Origin of the sequence: Cupriavidus consociatus (assembly GCF_017814975.1) — a bacterium.
GTDB classification, from domain to species: domain Bacteria; phylum Pseudomonadota; class Gammaproteobacteria; order Burkholderiales; family Burkholderiaceae; genus Cupriavidus; species Cupriavidus consociatus.
The window spans coordinates 24,079-44,056 of the sequence record NZ_JAGIQA010000005.1 but is presented as its reverse complement, the minus strand read 5'-3'; the positions used below and the strand labels follow the sequence as shown (position 1 = coordinate 44,056).

At 68.0% G+C, this 19,978-nt stretch carries 19 protein-coding genes; 8 read left to right on the top strand and 11 right to left on the bottom strand.

Annotated features, from left to right (window positions below; genetic code table 11):
• Positions 1–11: 11 nt before the first annotated feature.
• Together J8I82_RS08560 and J8I82_RS08555 are read right to left on the bottom strand one after the other, a co-directional pair.
• Positions 12–350: a P-II family nitrogen regulator gene (locus J8I82_RS08560; RefSeq protein ID WP_010814843.1), complete on the bottom strand. Its 339-nt coding sequence runs from the start codon at positions 348–350 to the stop codon at positions 12–14.
• A 53-nt stretch (positions 351–403) separates the two neighbouring features.
• Entirely contained in the window at positions 404–1,198 is a 795-nt protein-coding gene (locus J8I82_RS08555) for a TorF family putative porin (RefSeq protein WP_209756306.1), read from the bottom strand.
• 382 nt (positions 1,199–1,580) lie between these two features.
• Here J8I82_RS08555 and J8I82_RS08550 point away from each other — a divergent pair, with 382 nt between their 5' ends.
• On the top strand, positions 1,581–1,859 hold the full coding sequence (locus J8I82_RS08550) for an accessory factor UbiK family protein (protein ID WP_133093584.1): 279 nt from the start codon (positions 1,581–1,583) through the stop codon (positions 1,857–1,859).
• A gap of 95 nt (positions 1,860–1,954) precedes the next feature.
• Positions 1,955–3,496, top strand: a complete 1,542-nt coding sequence (locus tag J8I82_RS08545; protein ID WP_209756305.1) for a YifB family Mg chelatase-like AAA ATPase — start codon at positions 1,955–1,957, stop codon at positions 3,494–3,496.
• Positions 3,497–3,569: 73 nt separating this feature from the next.
• Here the strand turns inward: J8I82_RS08545 and zwf are convergent, their stop codons facing one another.
• The 4 genes from zwf to J8I82_RS08525 form a co-directional block, all read right to left on the bottom strand.
• Positions 3,570–5,066: a glucose-6-phosphate dehydrogenase gene (gene zwf / locus J8I82_RS08540; RefSeq protein ID WP_209756304.1), complete on the bottom strand. Its 1,497-nt coding sequence runs from the start codon at positions 5,064–5,066 to the stop codon at positions 3,570–3,572.
• Between the two features lie 285 nt (positions 5,067–5,351).
• Positions 5,352–5,531: a hypothetical protein gene (locus tag J8I82_RS08535; RefSeq protein WP_209756303.1), complete on the bottom strand. Its 180-nt coding sequence runs from the start codon at positions 5,529–5,531 to the stop codon at positions 5,352–5,354.
• A gap of 70 nt (positions 5,532–5,601) precedes the next feature.
• Complete coding sequence (locus J8I82_RS08530) at positions 5,602–6,243, bottom strand: LysE family transporter (protein ID WP_209756302.1); 642 nt, start codon at positions 6,241–6,243, stop codon at positions 5,602–5,604.
• 87 nt (positions 6,244–6,330) lie between these two features.
• Complete coding sequence (locus tag J8I82_RS08525) at positions 6,331–6,942, bottom strand: hypothetical protein (protein ID WP_209756301.1); 612 nt, start codon at positions 6,940–6,942, stop codon at positions 6,331–6,333.
• Between the two features lie 140 nt (positions 6,943–7,082).
• Between J8I82_RS08525 and J8I82_RS08520 the strand changes: the two genes are divergently transcribed.
• The 3 genes from J8I82_RS08520 to J8I82_RS08510 all read left to right on the top strand — a co-directional run bounded on the left by J8I82_RS08520 (position 7,083) and on the right by J8I82_RS08510 (position 10,527).
• On the top strand, positions 7,083–7,601 hold the full coding sequence (locus J8I82_RS08520) for a thioredoxin fold domain-containing protein (protein ID WP_245179576.1): 519 nt from the start codon (positions 7,083–7,085) through the stop codon (positions 7,599–7,601).
• A gap of 125 nt (positions 7,602–7,726) precedes the next feature.
• Positions 7,727–8,260: a TlpA disulfide reductase family protein gene (locus J8I82_RS08515; protein ID WP_209756300.1), complete on the top strand. Its 534-nt coding sequence runs from the start codon at positions 7,727–7,729 to the stop codon at positions 8,258–8,260.
• A 152-nt stretch (positions 8,261–8,412) separates the two neighbouring features.
• Positions 8,413–10,527, top strand: coding sequence for an ATP-dependent helicase (locus tag J8I82_RS08510; protein ID WP_431831538.1), 2,115 nt, complete (start codon positions 8,413–8,415; stop codon positions 10,525–10,527).
• Between the two features lie 66 nt (positions 10,528–10,593).
• Here the strand turns inward: J8I82_RS08510 and J8I82_RS08505 are convergent, their stop codons facing one another.
• From J8I82_RS08505 to J8I82_RS08485, 5 genes are all read right to left on the bottom strand, one after another.
• Positions 10,594–11,790, bottom strand: a complete 1,197-nt coding sequence (locus J8I82_RS08505) for a class I SAM-dependent rRNA methyltransferase (RefSeq protein ID WP_209756295.1) — start codon at positions 11,788–11,790, stop codon at positions 10,594–10,596.
• Positions 11,791–12,014: 224 nt separating this feature from the next.
• Positions 12,015–12,323: an HP0495 family protein gene (locus J8I82_RS08500; RefSeq protein WP_209756292.1), complete on the bottom strand. Its 309-nt coding sequence runs from the start codon at positions 12,321–12,323 to the stop codon at positions 12,015–12,017.
• 49 nt (positions 12,324–12,372) lie between these two features.
• On the bottom strand, positions 12,373–13,581 hold the full coding sequence (locus J8I82_RS08495; protein WP_209756290.1) for a D-alanyl-D-alanine carboxypeptidase family protein: 1,209 nt from the start codon (positions 13,579–13,581) through the stop codon (positions 12,373–12,375).
• A gap of 66 nt (positions 13,582–13,647) precedes the next feature.
• Positions 13,648–14,289: an alpha/beta hydrolase gene (locus J8I82_RS08490; protein WP_209756288.1), complete on the bottom strand. Its 642-nt coding sequence runs from the start codon at positions 14,287–14,289 to the stop codon at positions 13,648–13,650.
• 175 nt (positions 14,290–14,464) lie between these two features.
• Positions 14,465–14,785 carry a (2Fe-2S) ferredoxin domain-containing protein gene (locus J8I82_RS08485; RefSeq protein WP_209756286.1) on the bottom strand — a complete coding sequence of 107 codons (321 nt, stop codon included), beginning with the start codon at positions 14,783–14,785 and terminating at the stop codon, positions 14,465–14,467.
• A gap of 396 nt (positions 14,786–15,181) precedes the next feature.
• Here J8I82_RS08485 and J8I82_RS08480 point away from each other — a divergent pair, with 396 nt between their 5' ends.
• From J8I82_RS08480 to J8I82_RS08470, 3 genes are all read left to right on the top strand, one after another.
• Positions 15,182–16,486, top strand: a complete 1,305-nt coding sequence (locus tag J8I82_RS08480) for a dicarboxylate/amino acid:cation symporter (RefSeq protein WP_209756817.1) — start codon at positions 15,182–15,184, stop codon at positions 16,484–16,486.
• 101 nt (positions 16,487–16,587) lie between these two features.
• Positions 16,588–18,606 carry a sensor histidine kinase gene (locus J8I82_RS08475; protein ID WP_209756284.1) on the top strand — a complete coding sequence of 673 codons (2,019 nt, stop codon included), beginning with the start codon at positions 16,588–16,590 and terminating at the stop codon, positions 18,604–18,606.
• Positions 18,607–18,614: 8 nt separating this feature from the next.
• Positions 18,615–19,940, top strand: a complete 1,326-nt coding sequence (locus tag J8I82_RS08470; RefSeq protein WP_209756282.1) for a sigma-54-dependent transcriptional regulator — start codon at positions 18,615–18,617, stop codon at positions 19,938–19,940.
• The last annotated feature ends 38 nt before the right edge of the window (positions 19,941–19,978 follow it).

Below are 19,978 nucleotides of genomic sequence, written 5' to 3'. Positions count from 1 at the left end.
GCTGTCTTGGGTCACAGGGCATCGCCGCCGGTCTCGCCGGTGCGGATGCGGATGACCTGCTCGATCGGTGCCACGAAGATCTTGCCGTCGCCGATCTTGCCGGTGCGGGCCGACTTCTCGACCGCCTCGATGGCGCGCTCGACCACGTCGTCGGGCACCGCCACCTCGATCTTCACCTTGGGCAGGAAATCGACGATGTACTCGGCGCCGCGGTACAGCTCGGTATGGCCCTTCTGGCGACCGAAGCCTTTCACTTCGGTGACGGTGATGCCGGACACGCCTACGTCCGACAGTGCCTCGCGCACTTCGTCGAGCTTGAACGGCTTGATGACTGCGATGATGAGTTTCATCCGGGTTCTCCTTGGGGCAGGCCTGCTTCAGCCTGCCCGGCCTGCAGCGGTGATTAAAAAGTCTTGGTGATCGAGGCCCAGGCCGTCGCCTTGCCCAGGTAGCGGCCGCGGTTGGCACTGGTATAGGCGACTTCCTTGGCGTTCGTGTCGACGTAGGCCACGGCCAGCGCAAAACCCTTGCCCAGGTCCTTGGTCAGGCCGATCTTCCAGTCGGTGTAGGAGGCGTCGCTGTTGTGCTTCACGCCCTGGTAGCCGACGTGCGCGTTCAGAGTCAGGTCCCAGAAGTTCAGCGGCACGTTGGCGGTCAGGTCGACGTAGTAGCTGTTCTTGCTGTCGGCCCAACCGAACAGGTTGGTGACCGAGTGCGAGTACTTCAGGAACACCGGGCCCCAGCCGATGCCGGCATACAGCTCGGTGGTGTACGGGCGCGGGTTGTTGTAGCCGCCCGGGTAGTAGTACTCGAGCACGCCCAGGTCGTAGCTCAGTTCCACGCCCGACACCTTGAAGGTGTTCTTGAAGCCGCCGTAGAAGTCCATCTCGACCGGCGCCGACACGGCGGGGTTGGCGTCCTCGAGCCAGCTGATGCTCGAGTTCCAGTTGCCCACGTAGAAGCCGCTCTCATGCGCATAGTCGAAGCCGCCCTGAATGGCCGGGCGCAGGTTGGTCTGGCTGATGCCGCGATAGCGGTAGTCAGAAACCAGCGACACGTTGGCCGTGAAGGTGTGCGGCGATGCCGGCTCGGCAGCGGCGGCGGCGGGCGCCGCTGCCGCGTCGGTGCTCTGGGCATACGCGGTGGCGGCGGCGCCGGACAGGACGACCGCGCTGACTGCAAGGGCCAACTTCTTCATGGATTTCTTCTCCTTTTCCTGGGATGGCTCGGATTTCGTTTGTTGGATTTTGGTGAGGCAGGCGCGATCACTACTGCAACTGCCGTGCCAGCCGATGAGAATTACCCGAGCGGGAACCCCGTCCCCGTCGCGCCGGTGACCCAGGCCGCGCTTCAATCTGCCTTGCACCAAAGCCAGATCCCGTGAAAAGGTGTGAAGGCGGGCACGCAAGAGCTTTCCCCCACGTGCCTCACGGGCGATAATTGAAACCTGACGGGGGCGGCGTGCGCCTGCGCCACGGGATTTCCGCCCGCATTCAGGGCGCCCAAAAGCAGTGCGAAAGCGCGCGATACGCCAGATGCCCACCGGGATTGGCACCAGTCAGGTGCGCAAAGGAGAAACCATGAAACCGACCGATCTCTTCAACGACCTGCAGAACAAGGTCAGCGAGGCGCTGCGCAATTCGCCGGCAAGGGACATCGAGAAGAACGTGCGCAGCATGATGACGCAGGGCTTTGCGCGGCTCGACCTGGTCACGCGCGAGGAGTTCGACGTGCAATCGCAGGTGCTGGCCCGTACCCGCGCCCGGCTGGAAGAGCTGGAAGCCCGCGTGGCCGAACTTGAGCGCCGCGCCGGCATTCCGCCTGGCGCCGGCGCGGTGGACTCCACCGGAGGCGCGTGAGCCCGCCAGTCCCACCGGACCGAGCCAGCCTGCCTGAAGGCCGCCAATCCTGGCGGCCTTTTTTGTTAACAATTCGATGACATGGAGGGCCTGACATGAGTCTTGCCGTCCTGCGCAGCCGCGCGCTGACCGGCATCGCCGCGCCTCCGGTGCGCGTGGAAACGCACCTGGCCAACGGCCTGCCGGTGTTCACCATCGTCGGCCTGGCCGACACCGGCGTGCGCGAGAGCCGCGAGCGCGTGCGCGCCGCCATCCTCAACAGCGGCTACGAGTTCCCCAACCGGCGCATCACCGTCAACCTGGCCCCGGCCGACCTGCCCAAGGAATCCGGGCGCTTCGACCTGGCCATCGCGCTGGGCATCCTGGCCGCCAGCGGCCAGATCCCGTCCGATGCGCTCGACGCCCACGAATTCGCCGCCGAACTGTCGTTGTCGGGCGAGTTGCGGCCAGTGCGCGGCGCGCTGGCCATGGCGATGTGCCTGGCGCAGGACAACGCCGCGCGCCACGCTGCCGACGCCGCCCCATGCGCCTTCCTGGTGGCGCGCGACAATGGTCCCGAAGCGGCATTGATCGAAGACCTGGCCGTCCACGCCGCCGCCACGCTGCGCGAGGTATGCGAGCACCTCGGCGGCCAGCCGGACGCCCGCCTGCCGCGCGCCGCGCCCGCCGCGCTGCCGAAGTCGATCGCCAGCGGCCCCGACATGCGCGACGTACGCGGGCAGGCGCAGGCGCGCCGGGCCATGGAGGTGGCGGCGGCCGGTCAGCACTCGGCCTTGCTGGTGGGTCCGCCCGGCACCGGCAAGTCGATGCTGGCGCAACGGCTTCCGGGCCTGCTGCCGCCGATGTCGCTGCAGGAGGCGCTGGAATCCGCCGCGGTCATGAGCCTGACGCCGGGCGGCTTCCGCACCGAACTGTGGGGCCGGCGCCCCTGCCGCGCGCCGCACCACACCGCGTCGGGCCCGGCCATGGTCGGCGGTGGCGGCAACCCGCGGCCGGGCGAGATCTCGCTGGCGCACCACGGCGTCCTGTTCCTGGACGAGTTGCCTGAATTCGACCGCCGGGTGCTCGAAGTCCTGCGCGAACCCCTGGAATCCGGGCGCATCACCATCGCGCGCGCCAACGGGCACGCGGACTTTCCCGCGTGCTTCCAGTTCGTGGCGGCGATGAACCCTTGCCCGTGCGGCTATCTCGGGCATCCCGACCGGCCATGCCGTTGCACCCCCGACCAAGTGCGCCGCTACCAGTCGCGCATTTCCGGGCCGATGCTCGACCGGATCGACCTGCAGATCGAAGTGCCCGCCCAGGACCAGGGCGAGATGCTCGACGGCCCGCCGGGCGAGCCCAGCGCCGCGGTGCGCGAGCGCGTGCTGGCGGCGCGGGCGCTGCAGCTGTCGCGGCAAGGCAAGCCCAACAGCGAACTTGGCGGCCGCGAGATCGAGCAGCACTGCGTGCTGGAGCCGCAGGCGCAGGCGCTGCTGCGCGGCGCGATGACGCGGCTGGCCTGGTCGGCGCGCTCTTACTTCCGCGTGCTGAAGGTGGCGCGCACGGTTGCCGACCTCGATCGCGCCGAGGTACTGACCGCCAGCCACGTGGGCGAGGCGATCCAGTACCGGCGGGCGCTGCGGATGGCCGGCTAGCGCCAGCCGCAGCGAAGCGGCAGGGCCAACCCCTGAACGACTGGCGCACCGGGCAAGGCGGTGACGGCGGCGTTCAGGCTTCCTCCGACCACTGCACGCCCTCGCGCGCCATGAACGCGGACGATGCCGCCGGCCCCCAGGTGCCGGCGGTGTAGGGGCGCGGGCCTTCGTCCTGATGCCGCCAGGCTTCCAGGATCGGATCGACCCAGGTCCAGGCGGCCTGCAGTTCGTCGCGCCGCACGAACAGCGCCAGCCGGCCCCGGATCACGTCAAGCAGCAGCCGCTCGTAGGCTTCCGCGCGACGCGTGGTGAAGGCCGAGTCCAGGTTCAGCGCCAGGCTCAGCGGCTTGAGCTTCATGCCTTCGCCCGGCTGCTTGACCATCAGCATCAGCCGCACCGACTCTTCCGGCTGCAGCCGTATCACCATGCGGTTGGCGCGCAGCGTGCTGCCGGGATCGAAGATCGAATGCGGCACCCCCGCAAACTGGATCACCACCTCGGTCACCCGTTCCTGCATGCGCTTGCCGGTGCGAAGGTAGAAAGGCACCTTGTTCCAGCGCCAGGTACCCAGCTCCGCGCGCATCGCCACGAAGGTCTCGGTGCGGCTGTCGGCCGGGATGCCGTCCTCCTGCAGGTAACCGGGCACCAGCTCGCCGCCGATGGCGCCCGCGGTGTACTGGCCGCGCACCGTGTTGCGGCGCACGTCCTCGGGCGACATCGGGCGCAATGAGCGCAAGACCTTGAGCTTCTCGTCGCGCACGGCATCCGAGTTGAGCGATGCGGGCGGCTCCATGGCCAGGATGCTGACCAGTTGCAGCAGGTGGTTCTGGATCATGTCGCGCATGGCGCCGGCTTCGTCGTAGAAGCCGCCACGCGAGCCCACGCCTACTGTCTCGGCCACGGTGATCTGCACGCTGCACACGAACGGCGTGCGCCACAGCGGCTCGAAGATCGAATTGCCGAAGCGCAGCGCCATCAGGTTCTGCACCGTCTCCTTGCCGAGGTAGTGGTCGATCCGGTAGGTGCGGTCTTCGCTGAAGTAGCGCGTCACCACCTCGCTGATGGCGATAGCCGAGGCCAGGTCGACCCCCAGCGGTTTCTCCAGCACCAGCCGGGTGTCGTCGGCAATCAGGCCGTGCCCGGCCAGGTTGTCGCAGGTCGCGGCGAACAGGCCCGGCGGCATCGCCATGTAGTAGATGTGCAGCGCCTCGCTGCGCAGCACCTTCCCAAGCGTCTCGTAGTGGCCGGGTTGCGAGGCATCCACTCGCACGAAGTCGAGCCGCTGCAGGAACGCGCGCCATTTTTCGGGATCAAGGTAGCGCGCATCGACGAAGGGCTGCGCCCGCTCGTCGGCAAAACGCGCGAAGGCTTCGGCATCCCATTCATGGCGGCCCACGCCGATGATGCGCGTGCCCTCGGGCAGGTTGCCGTCGCGATGGCACATGTACAGCGAGGGCAGCAGCTTGCGGGCCGACAGGTCGCCGGCGCCGCCGAAGATCACAAGGTCCACCGGCCGCGGATCGGGCGTGCCGAAGGAAGACGCTGAAGATGCGGAACGGCTGGTAGGCATGGCGGGCTCCTTGCTTGCCGGGAACACCGGCGCGATGTGGGTCGGGCAGCGCGAGCCCGGCCGGCACGCGCGGCAGGCCCGCATGAACCAAGCCAGTCAGCACGGTGGCCCCCACCCAGGCACAGGCGCGGGTTCCAGCGCGCCCGGGACGATGCCGCGGCATGGACCGCCATACTTTGCGCCCCCAGCGTGACAGGCGAGCTATGCCCGGCGCCGCGCAAAGCGCCGCGCCGTGCCGACGAGGGGAGGACGGCGTGACGCGGTCCGGGCGGGCCGCGGCGATCCCTACGCGCGTCTTCCGGCGGGCGTCGCCACCGGCGGTTCGACCGGCGGCGGCACCGGATCTTCTTCCGGCGGCAATGGCAAGTCGGGCGGCACGCCCGGCGGCGAGGGTTCTTCCACCGGAGGCACGGTGTGGCGCGGCAGCACGCGCGCGCCGGCGCGGGGAATCTGCGAGGCTGGCATATGTGGCTCTCCGTGGCCGGGGTTCCCACTCATTGAAGCAAACCCCGCGGGTTGGCGCCAGTGCCGGCGCTCAGGCGTGCTGCCGGCGCACGAAGAACAGCGCCGCGCCAACCGCCATCAGCACGCCGCCGAAGAAGCGGTTCTGCCAGCGCACCGCGCGCGCATTGCGGAACAGGCCCTGCATGCGCGAGGCCAGCAGCGCGTAGCCATGCATCACCACCAGGTCGACGCAGCACATGGTCAGCGCCAGGATGGCCAGCTGCGGCGCCAGCGGGTGATTGGGATCGATGAACTGCGGCAGCACCGCGACCATGAAGATGATGCCCTTGGGATTGGTCACGTTGGTCAGCAGCCCGGTGGCGAAACGCCGGCGCGGGCTCATCACGGCCACGCGTGCGGGACCCTCGCTGGCACCCTCGCTGTCTTGCACCTTCGCGCGCCATTGCTGCAAGCCCAGGTAGATCAGATACAGCGCGCCGACGGTCTTCACCACCATGAAGGCCTGCTCCGAGGCCAGCAGCAGCGCGCCCAGCCCGCCGCCGGCCACCAGCAGCACAATCACCAGCCCGGTCTGCAGGCCGAAGATGGTGGTAGTGGTCTTGCGCAGGCCATACGACAGGCCGTGGCTCATCGACAGCACCGCCCCCGATCCCGGCGACACCGCAATCACCCAGCACGCGGCGAAATAAGCCAGCCACACTTCCCAACGCATTTCGATTCTCCTTTGACGACAATTGCCGCCGCCGCGCTGACGCGGCCACGGCACGAACCCTGTTTGCCCGCGGCGCCCTTCGGGACGTCAGAACGGATGGAAGCCGCCGAGGAACTGCTCCACCTGCTCGGCCTGGCGCTGGTCGCGCGCGGCGTCGCCGGACTCCAGCACCACGGCCTGGTAGGCGCGCGCGCCCACCGCCACCAGCCGCGCGGTCAGCCGCCGTGGCGACTGGTCCTGCGGCGACACGCCGCTGGCCTGCACTTCCACGCCGGCAAGCTGCCGCCCCGGCTTGTCGGCGGTCGTGATCGTGACCGGCCGCGTGCGCGGCGGCTCGCCCGACGCCGTGCCGAGGTTGGCCAGCAGGCCCGCCTGCATCGCCGCCAGCGCCTCGCGCCGCAGCCCTTCGTCGTCGGCGGGCAGCGTGACCACGCCCACGGCGAACAGCGTGTCGTCGACGCGCGCGGCCTCCATCGTCATGGGCAGCTTGCGGCCGGCGATGGTGACGTCGCGCGCGGCGCTGCTGGGCTTGCCGGGATAGAGCGCGGCATAGGCGCCCTCGCCCGACTGGATCGTGCGCCAGTCATAGCGGGGCGAACAGGCACAGAGGGCCAGCGCTGCGCATACGGCGGCGCGGCGCAATATGGGACTGCGGGCCAGGGCGGCAGGGCTCGATGACGGGGGCGAAAGAGGACGCATGCGAGAAGCGTGTGGCGGACAGCGCGCGCAGGCGATGGAACGGCTCTGGCGACCGCCGTCGGCTGCGGGCGGAAACCGGTATTATCGCGGAAGCGGCGCCCCGGTGCAGGGTGCGCCGCCTGACAGTTTTTCACGACCGCATGCCTGCTCCCGCCTTGCCCCGCCCCGTCTTACCAACCCGGACCGCCCTGCTCCGGCTCGCGCGTCTGGCCGCCTGCGCGCTGCTGGCAGCGGCCGCCGGCGCGGCGTTGGCGGGGGGCACGGCGCACCTGCCCGCCGCCACCGACCTGGCCGCGCACGGCGCCGACGCCGCGCAACGCGGCGAGCCGCTGGTACTGCTGGTGTCGATGCCGGAATGCGGCTATTGCGAGGCGGTGCGCCGCAACTACCTCGGCCCGCAGGCCGCCGCCGGCGAGATCGCGGTGCGCGAGCTGGACCTGACCGCCGCCACGCCGCTGCGCGATGCCGACGGCAGCGTGACCACCGCGCGCGACTGGGCGCGGGCGCACCAGGTGCGGGTGGCGCCGACGGTGCTGTTCCTTGATCGGCAGGGCCGCGCCGCCGCCAGTCCGCTGCGCGGCATGCAGCCCGATTTCTACGGCGCCTACCTGGAGCAGGCGCTGGACCAGGCACGCGCCGCCATCGCCACACGGCGCTGAACCGCGCGGCGGCCCCGGCATCGCGGCAGATTGCCGCAGCACACCCCGGGCAGCACGGCGGCGCCTGCGGCATTAGAATGTGTCGTTGCCCGAAGAGAATTCGCTTTCCCGCCTTCCCCCTTCCCATGACCACTTCCGCTTCCGCCAAGTCCTCCCGCAAGCCCTGGCCCATCGTCGCCGCCGTCGTCGTGCTGGCGCTGCTGGGCTGGTTCGGCTACCGCGCAATGGCGCCGGCCAACGCCGCGCCGGCGGCCACGTTCACGCTGCTGTCGGGGGAAAAGCTCAGCACCGCCGACCTGAAGGGCAAGGTCTACCTGGTCAATTTCTGGGCGACCAGCTGCGCCACCTGCATCAAGGAAATGCCCGACATGGTCAAGACCTACGAGCAGTTCAAGGGCAAGGGGCTGGAGTTCGTCGCCGTGGCGATGAACTATGACCCGCCGATGTACGTGATGAACTACGCCAAGACGCGTGGGCTGCCGTTCAAGGTCGCGATGGATTCGGATGGCTCCGCTGCCAGGGCCTTCGGCAATGTGCAGCTGACGCCGACCACCTTCGTGGTCGACAAGGACGGACGCATCCTCAAGCGCTATGTGGGCGAGCCCGAGTGGGATGCGCTGCACAAGCTGCTGGACGGCGCGCTGGCAAAGTCTGCGTAACGCTGTCGCCCGCAACATTCAGGAAAAGGTGCTCATCGAGCACCTTTTTTGTTGATTCGTGCCCGATCCCGCGCGAAGCGGCTTGCACTGCGGGGCTGTATGGATATACAGTTAGCGCCAGCTTTTTTGCCCGCCCAATCTCTTTGCTGCCTGTGTCACTGGACCTTGCCCCCGCCGCGGATCTCGAATCCGCCCTTGCCCCCGATGCGGCCGACACAGGCCCCGCCTCCTACCTGTCCCGACTCAATCCGGAGCAGCGCGCCGCGGTCGAGCACGGCAGCGACGCGCCGCTGCTGATCATTGCCGGCGCGGGATCGGGCAAGACCAATACGCTGGCGCACCGGGTCGCGCACCTGGTGCTGGGCGGCGCCGATCCGCGCCGCATCCTGCTGCTGACCTTCTCGCGCCGCGCCGCCGCCGAAATGGGCCGGCGCGTCGAGCGCATCGTCGACCAGGCGCTGGGCACGCAGACAGGGGCGGGCCGCGCCGCGCTGCAATGGTCGGGCACCTTCCACGCGATCGGCGCGCGCCTGCTACGCGAATACGCCGAGACACTGGGCCTGTCGCCCGCCTTCACCATCAGCGACCGCGGCGATGCCGCCGACCTGATGCACGTGGTGCGCCACGACCTGGGCCTGTCCGAGACCGCCAGCCGCTTCCCCAAAAAGGAGACCTGCCTGTCGATCTACTCGCGCGTGGTCAACACGCAGGCGCCGCTGGAGGACGTGCTCAAGCAGCAGTTCCCGCGCTACGCGATGTGGGCCGATGCGCTGCGTACACTGTTTGCGGGCTATGTCGAGGCCAAGCAGAAGCAGCACGTGCTCGATTACGACGACCTGCTGCTGTACTGGGCGCAGGCCATGGCCGAGCCGGCCATCGCGCAGGACGTGGGGGCGCGCTTCGACCATGTCCTGGTCGACGAATACCAGGACACCAACGCGCTGCAGGCGTCGATCCTGCTGGCCATGCGGCCCGATGGCCGCGGCCTGACCGTGGTCGGCGACGATGCCCAGTCGATCTACGCGTTCCGTGGCGCGACCGTGCGCAATATCCTCGATTTCCCGCAGCAGTTCACACCGCCCGCGCAGCAGGTGACGCTGTCGCAGAACTACCGCTCGACCCAGCCGATCCTGCAGGCCGCCAACGCCGTGATCGGACTGGCGGCCGAGCGCTATACCAAGGATCTCTGGTCCGAGCGGCTGTCGGCGGAGAAGCCCGGCATCATTGTCGTCAACGACGAGGCCGACCAGGCGCGCTACGTGGTCGAGCAGGTGCTGGCGCGGCGCGAGGCCGGCCTGGCGCTGATGGCGCAGGCGGTGCTGTTCCGTGCCGCCGACCACAGCGCGCAGGTCGAGATCGAACTGGCGCGCCGCAATATCCCGTTCGTGAAGTTCGGCGGGCTCAAGTTCCTGGAATCGACACACGTAAAGGACGTGCTGGCCGTGGTGCGCTGGCTGGAAAACCCGCGCGACCGCATGGCAGGCTTCCGCACGCTGCAACTGCTGCCGGGCATCGGCCCCAAGACCGCGGCGCGCGTGCTGGATGCGCTGGCGCTAGCCACCGAGCCGCTGTTCTCGCTGCAGGAATTCGAGCCGCCGCCGGCTGCCGCACCCGCGTGGGCAGAGCTGCTGACGCTGGCGCGCGCGCTGATGGCGCCGGCCTCGCCGTGGCCGTCGGAGTTCGAGCAGGTGCTGGCCTGGTACACGCCGCACCTCGAACGCCTGCATGACGACGCCGCCGCGCGCCAGGCCGACCTGCAGCAACTGGAGCGCATCGCCGCCACCTATGGCGCGCGCGAGCGCTTCCTGACGGAACTCACGCTCGACCCGCCCAGCGCCTCCAGCGATGAATCCGGCGTGCCCTCGCGCGACGAGGATTACCTGATCCTGTCTACCATCCACTCGGCCAAGGGGCAGGAGTGGAAGGCCGTTTATGTGCTCAATGCCGTCGATGGCTGCATGCCGAGCGACCTGGCGACGGGCACGACGGAAGAGATAGAGGAAGAGCGGCGGCTGCTGTATGTGGCGATGACGCGGGCCAAGGACCATCTCGACGTCATCGTGCCGCAGCGCTTCTACGTGCACCAGCAGGTGGGATTTGGCGACCGGCATGTGTATGCGTCGCGCACGCGGTTCATTCCGAACCGCGTGATGCCGAATTTCCACAGCCGGGCATGGCCGCCGCCGCCGATGCCGGGGGAAGGGAAGGTGAAACCGGCGTTGGCGCCGGTGGATCTGGCCAGCCGGATGCGGAATATGTGGCGGTGAGTTGTGCCTTCGCGCCGGTTTGCTCCCCTCTCCCGCTTGCGGGAGAGGGGAGAAACAACCCTTCCTTTAAGCCACCTTCTCCAGCAGCAACCCCTTCAGATACTCCCCTTCCGGAAACGCCGCCAGCATCGGGTGATCGGTGCCAGCCGACAGCCTGCGCAGGATGCGCGCATCCGCCCGCGCATCGGTCACCGCGCCCGCCACGATCTTCTGGAACAGCTCCATGCTGATCGCGCCCGAGCACGAATAGGTGAACAGCAGACCGCCCGGCCGCAGCAGCTGCGTGCCGACCAGGTTGATCTCCTTGTACGCACGCGCGGCGCGGTCGATATGCTGCGCCGACGGCGCGAACTTGGGCGGGTCCAGCACGATCAGGTCGAACTGACGCCCTTCTGCGCGGAATTCGCGCAGCGTCTTGAACACGTCCGCGTCGAGCCAGCTCGCGCGCTCCGGATCAAACCCGTTCAGCGTCACGTTGCCCGCGGCGATCTTCAGCGCCTCGCCCGACGAATCGATCGAAGTCACCGAGTTTGCCCCGCCGCGCAGCGCGGCCAGCGAGAAGCCGCCGGTATAGCAGAAGCAGTTCAGCACCTCGCGCCCTGCGGCCAGGTCGCCCACCAGCTTGCGGTTGTCGCGCTGGTCGACATAGAAGCCGGTCTTGTGGCCGTTGCGCACGTCGACGTAATAGCGCACGCCATGCTCGGTCACCGACAGCGCCGGATCGGGCTCGGCGCCGGCCAGCACGCCGGTCACCAGGTCCAGCCCTTCGCGCTGCCGCACGGCGGCGTCGGAACGCTCGTAGACGTTGGGACAGCCGGTCTCCTTGACCAGTGCCTGCACGATCGCGGTCTTCCAGTGCTCGACGCCGGCCGAATTGAACTGGCACACCAGCTGGCCCGTCTCTCCACTGCCGTAGTAGTCGACGATCAGCCCTGGCAGCCGGTCCGATTCGCCAAAGATCAGGCGCACCGCGTTGCTGTCCTTCACCCACTGGCGCCGGTAGGCGATGGCCGCGGCCACGCGGCGCTTGAACAGCGCGTGGTCGACCGGCTCGTTCTCGTCGAAGGTCCACACGCGCGCGCGGATCTGCGATTCGGGGCTGTAGGCAGCCTTGGCCAAAAAGCGGCCGTCGGCGGCGCGCACGGTCACGGTCGAGCCCGGCTCGCAGCGGCCTTCGGTGGTGGCGATGCCGGTGGCATAGATCCACGGATGGCGGCGCAGCAGGGATTTTTCCTTGCCGGGTTTCAGGGTGATGGTGTTCATGTTGGTATGGGGAAGAGGCTATGCCGCGCCCGACGCGCGCTTCACACGCTGCGGGAGTGGCTCCCCTCTCCCGCGAGCGGGAGAGGGGTTGGGGGTGAGGGCCGGAGTGTCGAACGAAGTGACCGGCGTCGGTATGCCAGCGCCTGCCCTCACCCCCGGCCCCTCTCCCGCAGGCGGGAGAGGGGAGCACAGAGAGGGAGCGTTAGTCTTACAAGATGACCTGCTTACAGCACCACCTTCACCATCGGATGCGAAGTCAGCGCCCGGTACAGGTCATCCAGCTGCTCCCGGCTGGTCACCCACACCGTCACGGTCAGGCCGAGGTAGTTGCCTTTGCTCGAAGGCCGCATTTCCATCTTGCCCGCGTGGAAGTCCGGATCGAACTCCTGCACCAGCGTGACGATGGCCTCGGCAAAGCCATCCTGCATCGCGCCCATCACCTTGATCGGGAAATGACTCGGGTATTCGATCAGCGACTGTTCCGGCGGGATATCGCCGGGCTTGTTGCCGCTGCCCTGGTTGTCGGCTGTCATGTCGTTTTCTCCAGCGCAGCCCGGCGCATGCCCAGGCCGCGCATGCCAATCACTTGCGCTTGAACCACAGGCGGATGGTGTCCCACAGGCGGCCGAAGAAACCGGCCTCGGGCACTTCTTCCAGCGCCACCACGGGGAATTCGGCCACCTTGTTGGTGCCGTCCATCAGCTTGACCATGCCCACCTGCTGGCCCGCCGCGATCGGGGCGATCATCAGTTCCTGGCGCTCCAGCACCGGCTTCAGGCGACCGCCGGTGCCCTTGGGCACGGTGACGAAGGTCTCGTGCTGCACGCCGATCTTGACCGTGCCGGATTTGCCCTTGTAGATCTCGGGCGTGGCCAGCACCTGGCCCTTGTCGTACAGGCGCAGCGTGTCGAAGAACTGGAAGCCGTAGTTGAGGATCTTCAGGCTTTCCTGCGTGCGCACCTGTTCGGTGGTGGTGCCGATCACGATCGAGATCAGGCGGCGCTGGCCGTTGGGCACATTCGCCAGCGGGCGCTGTGCCGACGAGATCAGGCAATAGCCGGCGGACTTGGTGTGGCCGGTCTTGACGCCGTCCACGGTCGGGTCGATGTACAGCAGGCGGTTGCGGTTGGGCTGCCTGATCTTGTTATAGGTGAACTCCTTCTGCGAGTACATGGCGTAGTACTCGGGGAAGTCCTTGATCAGGTGCGTGGTCAGCGTCGCCAGGTCCACCGCGGTGGTGTAGTGGTTCGGGTCGGGAATGCCGTCGGTGTTGGTGAAGTGGGTGCTCTTCATGCCCATGCGCTGGGCCTCGCGGTTCATCATCGCGACGAAGCCCTCTTCCGAGCCGCCCACGGCCTCGGCCAGCGCCAGCGCGGCGTCGTTGCCCGACTGCACGATCAGGCCCAGCAGCAGGTCCTGCACGCTGACCGGCTTGTTGGGCTCGATGAACATGCGCGACTCGTCGCTTTTGACCTTGAGCACCAGGTTGGTCGGCACCACGGTCTGTTCCAGCGTCAGGCGCTTTTCCTTGAGTGCCTCGAACGCCAGGTAGGCGGTCATCAGCTTGGTCAGCGAGGCCGGCTCGATGCGCTGGTCGGCATTCTGCGAGGCCAGTGCCTGGCCGCTGGTCACGTCATACAGCATCCACGACTTGGCGGCGACCTGCGGCATCGGCACGCCCTGCGCAAGGACGGCGGCGGGCGCGGCGGCCAGCGTGGCCGTGGCGACGGCTGCGACGATGGCGGCGGGTGCAAAGGCGGAGGAAAGGCGTGTCGTGGCTCTATTCAGCATTGTTTCTGTTTCCGACAAGAAAGGGATCGTGCGGGACGGGATAGCGCGCTGGCTAAGCGGCGCCGCTCACCGGTCCCACGCGTTGACGACGAGCTGCTTGATCAGGTGCAGCTTGCGGTGAAAGAAATGGTCGGCGCCGGGGATCACGATCACCGGCAGCTCCTGCGGGCGCGCCCAGTCGAGCACGCTGGCGAGCGGCACGGTGTCATCCTGCTCGCCGTGTATGACGATCGTGTCGGCGGGCACTTCGGCCACCTGCCAGCGGCTCGCGGCGGTCCCTACCAGCACCAGGCGCTGCGCCGGCGTGCCGGCCTGGGCCAGGCGGCGGGCCACATGCGTGCTGACGAAGCTGCCGAAGGAAAAGCCGCCCAGCGCCAGCGGCAGCGTCGCGGCCTGCGCCGACCACGCGGTCTGCTCGCGCATCCAGGCGACGACTGCCAGCAAGTCGTCCTGCTCGCCGACGCCATTGTCATGCTCGCCAGCGGTCGCGCCGACGCCGCGGAAATTGGGGCGCACGGTGGCATAGCCCAGCTGCACGAAGGCGCGCGCCAGCGTCTGCGCGACCTTGTTGTCCTTGGTGCCGCCGAACAGCGGGTGCGGATGCGCGACCAGCGCCAGGCCCCGTGGCTCGCCTTGCGGCAGGTCCACCGAAACGTCGATCGCGCCGACGGGGCCGGCGATGGAAAGTACCTGGGTATGCGCGTTCATAGGGCGGTCAGGGGCAATCAGGAGGCGTTCAGGATGGCGCTTCAGGATGGTGATACGCCGGCTGGCTCAAACCCGGAAATCCCGGGGCAAAAAATGAAAAAACCGTCCGGCGTGCGGGCGGCGGTGTCTGGCATCGGCGCTGCGGCATCGGCAGCGCCGCGGGTTCGTTTCTCGTTCAGCGGTCCACCATCAGCCGCTCGACCGGCTTGCCGTTGAGCAGGTGGCTGTCGATGATTTCATCGATGTCGTTCTCGTCCACAAAGGTGTACCAAATTGCCTCGGGGTAGACCACCAGCACAGGTCCGAGTTCACAACGGTTCAGGCAGCCCGCCTTGTTGATGCGCACGCGGCCTTCGCCGCCGGCAATGCCGAGTTCCTTGCAGCGCTTCTTGGCGTATTCCTGCATGGCCTTGGCGTTGAAATTGGCGCAGCAGTTCTCGCCGGCCTCGCGCTGGTTCAGGCAGAAGAAGACGTGGTGCTGGTAGTAGCTGCTCATGCGATGCGGTGACAAGAAGGGCGGGCCCGCGCGGTGGCGTGGCCGCGGGACATTGAACGGAAGCTCGGAATTATACGGCGTCATGGCGGCACGCCTGCGCCTTCCGGCACCCGCGCCACGCCAATGACCGTGCATGCCGGCCGTTCAGGTGGCGACTCGGCCACCTTTGCCGGCCTCGGCATTCCGAATCTCCGGAAGCCCGGATTCCGGATTTCCGGAATCCCGGAGGCACCACGTCCCGGCAGAACCCGCGTTTTCTTGTGAATCAATCAGTTAGCGATACCAGTTGGACTGGCATGCCGGTTGCAAATTCCCGTCCCTGAACGCGCCGCAACCCTGACGGCGCGCGCCCGCGGCGCCATCGCCCCGGGTACGGTCAACACCGAGGACGACACCATGAAGAAACCCTTCTACAAGATCCTGTATGTGCAGGTGCTGTTCGCCATCCTGGTCGGCATCCTGCTCGGGCATTACTGGCCCGATACGGGCGTGGCCATGAAGCCGCTGGGCGATGGCTTCATCAAGCTGATCAAGATGATCATCGGCCCGATCATTTTCTGTACCGTGGTGACCGGCATGGCCGGCATGAGCGACATGAAGAAGGTCGGCCGCGTCGGCGGCAAGGCGCTGCTCTACTTTGAAGTGGTGTCGACCTTCGCGCTGCTGATCGGCCTGGGCGCCGCGCACCTGCTCAAGCCGGGCGTGGGCTTCAACATCGACCCGTCGACGCTGGACACCAAGGCGATCGCGCAATACGTATCGAAGGCGCACGGCCAGAGCACGGTCGAGTTCTTCATGCACATCATCCCGGAAACGGTCTTCAGCGCCTTCGCCAACGGCGACATCCTGCAGATCCTGCTGGTGTCGCTGTTCTTCGGCGCCGCGCTGGCCACGCTCGGCGAACGCGCCCGCTTCGTGGTGCAGCTGATCGAGCAGGTTTCCAAGGTGTTCTTCCATATCGTGCACGTGATCACCAAGGTGGCCCCGATCGGTGCCTTCGGCGCGATGGCGTTCACCATCGGCAAGTACGGCCTGGGCTCGCTGGTGCCGCTGCTCAAGCTGATCGGCACCTTCTACTTCACGGCCATCATCTTCGTGCTGGTGGTGCTGGGCACGATCGCGCGCATGACCGGCTTCAGCATCGTGCGCTTTATCTCGTACATCAAGGAAGAGCTGCTGATCGTGCTGGGCACCAGCTCGTCCGAGGCCGCGCTGCCGCACATGATGGAGAAGCTGGAGAAGCTGGGCTGCTCCAAGTCGGTGGTGGGCCTGGTGGTGCCTACCGGCTATTCGTTCAACCTGGACGGCACCAACATCTACATGACGATGGCGGTGATCTTCATTGCGCAGGCGACCGGCATCGAACTGACGTGGATGCAGCAGTTGACCATCCTGGCGGTGGCGATGATTACCTCCAAGGGCGCCAGCGGCGTGACCGGCTCGGGCTTCATCACGCTGGCAGCGACGCTGGCGGTGGTGCCGACCATCCCGGTGGCAGGCATGGTGCTGATCCTGGGCATCGACCGCTTCATGAGCGAGTGCCGCGCGCTGACCAACATCATCGGCAATGGCGTGGCCACGGTGGTGGTGTCGGCATGGGAACGCGAGCTGGACCGCAAGCGCCTGGTGCAGGTACTGCAGGGCGGCGGCGATGTGGGCGATGGCGACGAGCTTGCCCAGGCCGGCCAGGGCGCCCGCTAAGTTGCTCCGCGGTGGGATTGGCCGCATGGGTAGCTGCATGAGCGGCTGCCGCGGCCGCCCGCCAGCGGGTATCATCGGCGCGACAGCCCTTGCGCGCGCCGATGCCACACTCCGACGATTTCCTAGCCGTGCATGATCCCGCCGCCACCCGCGCGGTACATGCGCCGGACACCGGCAGCGGCCGGTGGTGGGGCTTCGCCGTCGCACTGGCCGTTGGCCTGCTGTTGCTGTGCGGCCTGACCTGGCTGGTGTCGTTCCAGCGTGGCCTGGCCGCGCTGCAGCAGAGCACGGCCACGCGTGCCGACCGCTACGCCGCCACGCTCGAAAGCACCCTCGACCGCTACGAATTCCTGCCCGCGCTGGTGTCGCTGCACCCCTTCGTGCGCGGGCTGCTCGAATCCCCCCACGACCCGGCGCGCGTCGCCGCCGCCAATCACTACCTGGCCGAGGTCAACCGGCGCGCGCATGCGTCGGCCACCTACGTGATCGCCGCCAACGGCATTGCACTGGCCGCCAGCAACCATGGCCAGCCCGGCAGCTTCGTCGGCACCGACTACCGCTTTCGCCCCTACTTCCAGATCGCTGCGGGCGGCAAGATGGGCCGCTTCTACGCCATCGGCATCACCAGCGACGAACCCGGCTACTACATCGCGCAGCCGGTGGAATCCGGCGGCAAGGTCATCGGCGTCACCGTGGTCAAGCTCAACCTGGAGTGGTTCCAGCGCGCCGGCAGCGGCGCCGAGCCGCTGATGGTCAGCGACGACCATGGCGTGATCTTCCTGTCGTCAGTGCCGGCGTGGCAGTACCGCACGCTGCAACCGCTGCCACCGGCATTGCAGGCCGAGATGGAAAACACGCGCCAGTACCACGGCCGCGCCGTCACGCCGCTGCCGCTGGAGCCGCTGGACTCACTCGTTACGCGCTGGCTCGCGCAGACCACGCTGGGCGCCAACGCGCGGCTGGTGCGCGTGCGCGACGAGTCGCCTGCGGCCCGCACCACTTTTACCCCTGACGCCACCGCGCGCGCCGACCGCTACCTGGAACTGGGCCGCACGGTGGGTCCGGCCGACTGGACCATGCAGGTCATGGCGCCGCTGGAACCGGTGCTGGCCAATGCGCGCAACGCCACCGTGGCCGCGGCGCTGGCCTATGCCTGCATCTGCCTGCTGCTGGTCAACTGGCGCCAGCGCCGCCAGCGCGCGCGCGACATGCAGTACAGCCGCCGACTGCTGGAAGCGGCCTACGACGAGCTGGAACGCCGCGTGGAAGCGCGTACCGCCGACCTGATGGCGATCAACGAGAAGCTCGAGGAACAGGTGGCCGAGCGCACCCGCGCCGAAAGCGAACTGCGCGCGGCGCAGGACGAACTGGTGCAGGCCAGCAAGCTGGCGGCGCTGGGGCAGATGGCAGCCGGCATCACGCATGAGCTGAATCAGCCGCTGGCGGCGCTGCGCACTTTCTCCGACAACACCCGCGTGCTGCTGGAACGCGGCCAGCTTGCTGCCGCCGAAGGCAACCTGACCGCCATCGCCGACCTGACCGAGCGCATGGGCAAGATCACCGGCCAGCTCAAGCTGTTCGCCGGCAAGGCGCGCCCCGTGCGGCGGCCGGTGGTGGTGCGCACCGCGCTGGACCACGTGCTGGCGCTGCTGGCGCCGCGGCTGGGTGCGGTCACGGTCAGCGTGGCCGGGCTCGACGAACAGCCGGGCCTGTCCGTGCGTGCCGATGAACTCAAGCTTGAACAGGTGCTGCTGAACCTGATCGGCAACGCGCTCGATGCCATCGCCTCGGCGGCGCCGGCGCAAGGCCGCATCGACATCGAGGTGCAGGCCGATACCGGCACCAACAGCGGCACCGTCACCCTCGCCGTGCGCGACAACGGCACCGGCATCGCGCCGGAGGCGCTGCCGCGCCTGTTCGAACCCTTTTTCACCACCAAGGAAACCGGGCAGGGCCTGGGACTCGGGCTGGCGATCTCGTCGTCGATCGTGCGCGAGTTCGGCGGCCAGCTCAGCGTGGCCAACATGCCCGGCGGCGGCGCGCAGTTCACGCTGGTGCTGGCGCGCGCGCCGGCCAGCCCCAGCGCGACCGAGGCGCTGCCGGTTTCCACTCCCCAATGAGCATTGCCATGCAAGACGGTCTGCGTGTCCTGTTTGTCGAAGACGAGCCGCTGGTGCGGCAGGCTACCGCGCAAAGCCTCGAGCTTGCGGGCTTTACCGTGCTGGCGCTGCCATCTGCCGAAGCCGCCATGCCGCATCTGCATGCGGGCTTTCCCGGCGTGCTGGTGACCGATGTGCGATTGCCCGGCGCCAGCGGGCTAGACCTGCTGCAGCACTGCCGCAATGCGGCGCCGGGCGTGCCGGTGGTGCTGGTGACGGGGCATGGCGATATCACGATGGCCGTGCAGGCGATGCGCGAAGGCGCGTATGACTTTATCGAGAAGCCGTTCGGGGCTGACCGCCTGACCGACACCGTCCGTCGCGCGCTTGAGCGGCGCGCGCTCGAACTGGAGAACCAGGCGTTGCGGCGCGAGTTGGCGGGTCCCGCGGCGGGTACGCGGATCATCGGGCGTTCGCCGGCGATCGAGCAGGTGCGGGCGCTGGTTGCCAACGTGGCCCCGACGGACGTGCCGGTGATGATCAACGGCGAGACCGGCACCGGCAAGGAACTGGTGGCGCGCAGCCTGCATGCGTTGTCCGGCCGCGCCGAGGGGCCTTTTATCGCGCTGAACTGTGGTGCGGTGCCCGAGGCCATCTTCGAGAGCGAGATGTTCGGGCATGAGGCTGGTGCTTTCACCGGCGCGGGCAAGCGACGCATCGGCAAGCTGGAGCATGCTTCGGGCGGGACGCTGTTTCTCGATGAGATCGAAAGCATGCCGCTGGCGCTGCAGGTCAAGCTGTTGCGGGTGCTGCAGGAAGGGACGCTCGAGCGGCTGGGGTCGAATGCGTCGGTGAAGATCGATGTGCGGATCGTGGCGGCAGCGAAGGGGGATATGGATGCGCTGGTGGCCCAAGGTTCGTTTCGTGAGGACCTCTATTACCGGCTGAACGTGGTCACGATCGCGCTGCCGCCCTTGCGGGAGCGGCGCGAGGATATCGTGGCGTTGTTCGAGCATTTCATGCTGGTGGCGGCAGTGCGTTATCAGCGCCCGGCGCCAATCTTGTCGGAGGCGCAGCGGCAGGGGCTGCAGCAGCGGCCCTGGCCAGGGAATGTGCGGGAGCTGCGCAATGCGGCGGACCGGCTGGTGTTGGGGGTGCCGGAGGGAGGGCAGGCAGGTGCGCATGCTGCGGCGTCCGACGAGAGCGCGCCGCTGCGGGAGCGGATGGAGCGGTATGAGCGTGCGGTGATTGCCGATGCGCTGGCGCGAACGGGGGGCGCCGTCAGCCAGGCGGCTGATTTGCTGCAGGTTGGCAAGGCTACGCTGTATGACAAGATCAAGCGGTATGGGCTTTGATTCTGGGCTGTCATTGGCTGTTCACCTTGTTGCCATGT

What these genes read in the sequence shown, in the direction of transcription:
- J8I82_RS08560 (WP_010814843.1), bottom strand. Translation starts at nt 350, where the DNA reads ATGAAACTCATCATCGCAGTCATCAAGCCGTTCAAGCTCGACGAAGTG.
- J8I82_RS08555 (WP_209756306.1), bottom strand. Translation starts at nt 1,198, where the DNA reads ATGAAGAAGTTGGCCCTTGCAGTCAGCGCGGTCGTCCTGTCCGGCGCC.
- J8I82_RS08550 (WP_133093584.1), top strand. Translation starts at nt 1,581, where the DNA reads ATGAAACCGACCGATCTCTTCAACGACCTGCAGAACAAGGTCAGCGAG.
- J8I82_RS08545 (WP_209756305.1), top strand. Translation starts at nt 1,955, where the DNA reads ATGAGTCTTGCCGTCCTGCGCAGCCGCGCGCTGACCGGCATCGCCGCG.
- zwf (WP_209756304.1), bottom strand. Translation starts at nt 5,066, where the DNA reads ATGCCTACCAGCCGTTCCGCATCTTCAGCGTCTTCCTTCGGCACGCCC.
- J8I82_RS08535 (WP_209756303.1), bottom strand. Translation starts at nt 5,531, where the DNA reads ATGCCAGCCTCGCAGATTCCCCGCGCCGGCGCGCGCGTGCTGCCGCGC.
- J8I82_RS08530 (WP_209756302.1), bottom strand. Translation starts at nt 6,243, where the DNA reads ATGCGTTGGGAAGTGTGGCTGGCTTATTTCGCCGCGTGCTGGGTGATT.
- J8I82_RS08525 (WP_209756301.1), bottom strand. Translation starts at nt 6,942, where the DNA reads ATGCGTCCTCTTTCGCCCCCGTCATCGAGCCCTGCCGCCCTGGCCCGC.
- J8I82_RS08520 (WP_245179576.1), top strand. Translation starts at nt 7,083, where the DNA reads ATGCCTGCTCCCGCCTTGCCCCGCCCCGTCTTACCAACCCGGACCGCC.
- J8I82_RS08515 (WP_209756300.1), top strand. Translation starts at nt 7,727, where the DNA reads ATGACCACTTCCGCTTCCGCCAAGTCCTCCCGCAAGCCCTGGCCCATC.
- J8I82_RS08505 (WP_209756295.1), bottom strand. Translation starts at nt 11,790, where the DNA reads ATGAACACCATCACCCTGAAACCCGGCAAGGAAAAATCCCTGCTGCGC.
- J8I82_RS08500 (WP_209756292.1), bottom strand. Translation starts at nt 12,323, where the DNA reads ATGACAGCCGACAACCAGGGCAGCGGCAACAAGCCCGGCGATATCCCG.
- J8I82_RS08495 (WP_209756290.1), bottom strand. Translation starts at nt 13,581, where the DNA reads ATGCTGAATAGAGCCACGACACGCCTTTCCTCCGCCTTTGCACCCGCC.
- J8I82_RS08490 (WP_209756288.1), bottom strand. Translation starts at nt 14,289, where the DNA reads ATGAACGCGCATACCCAGGTACTTTCCATCGCCGGCCCCGTCGGCGCG.
- J8I82_RS08485 (WP_209756286.1), bottom strand. Translation starts at nt 14,785, where the DNA reads ATGAGCAGCTACTACCAGCACCACGTCTTCTTCTGCCTGAACCAGCGC.
- J8I82_RS08480 (WP_209756817.1), top strand. Translation starts at nt 15,182, where the DNA reads ATGAAGAAACCCTTCTACAAGATCCTGTATGTGCAGGTGCTGTTCGCC.
- J8I82_RS08475 (WP_209756284.1), top strand. Translation starts at nt 16,588, where the DNA reads ATGCCACACTCCGACGATTTCCTAGCCGTGCATGATCCCGCCGCCACC.
- J8I82_RS08470 (WP_209756282.1), top strand. Translation starts at nt 18,615, where the DNA reads ATGCAAGACGGTCTGCGTGTCCTGTTTGTCGAAGACGAGCCGCTGGTG.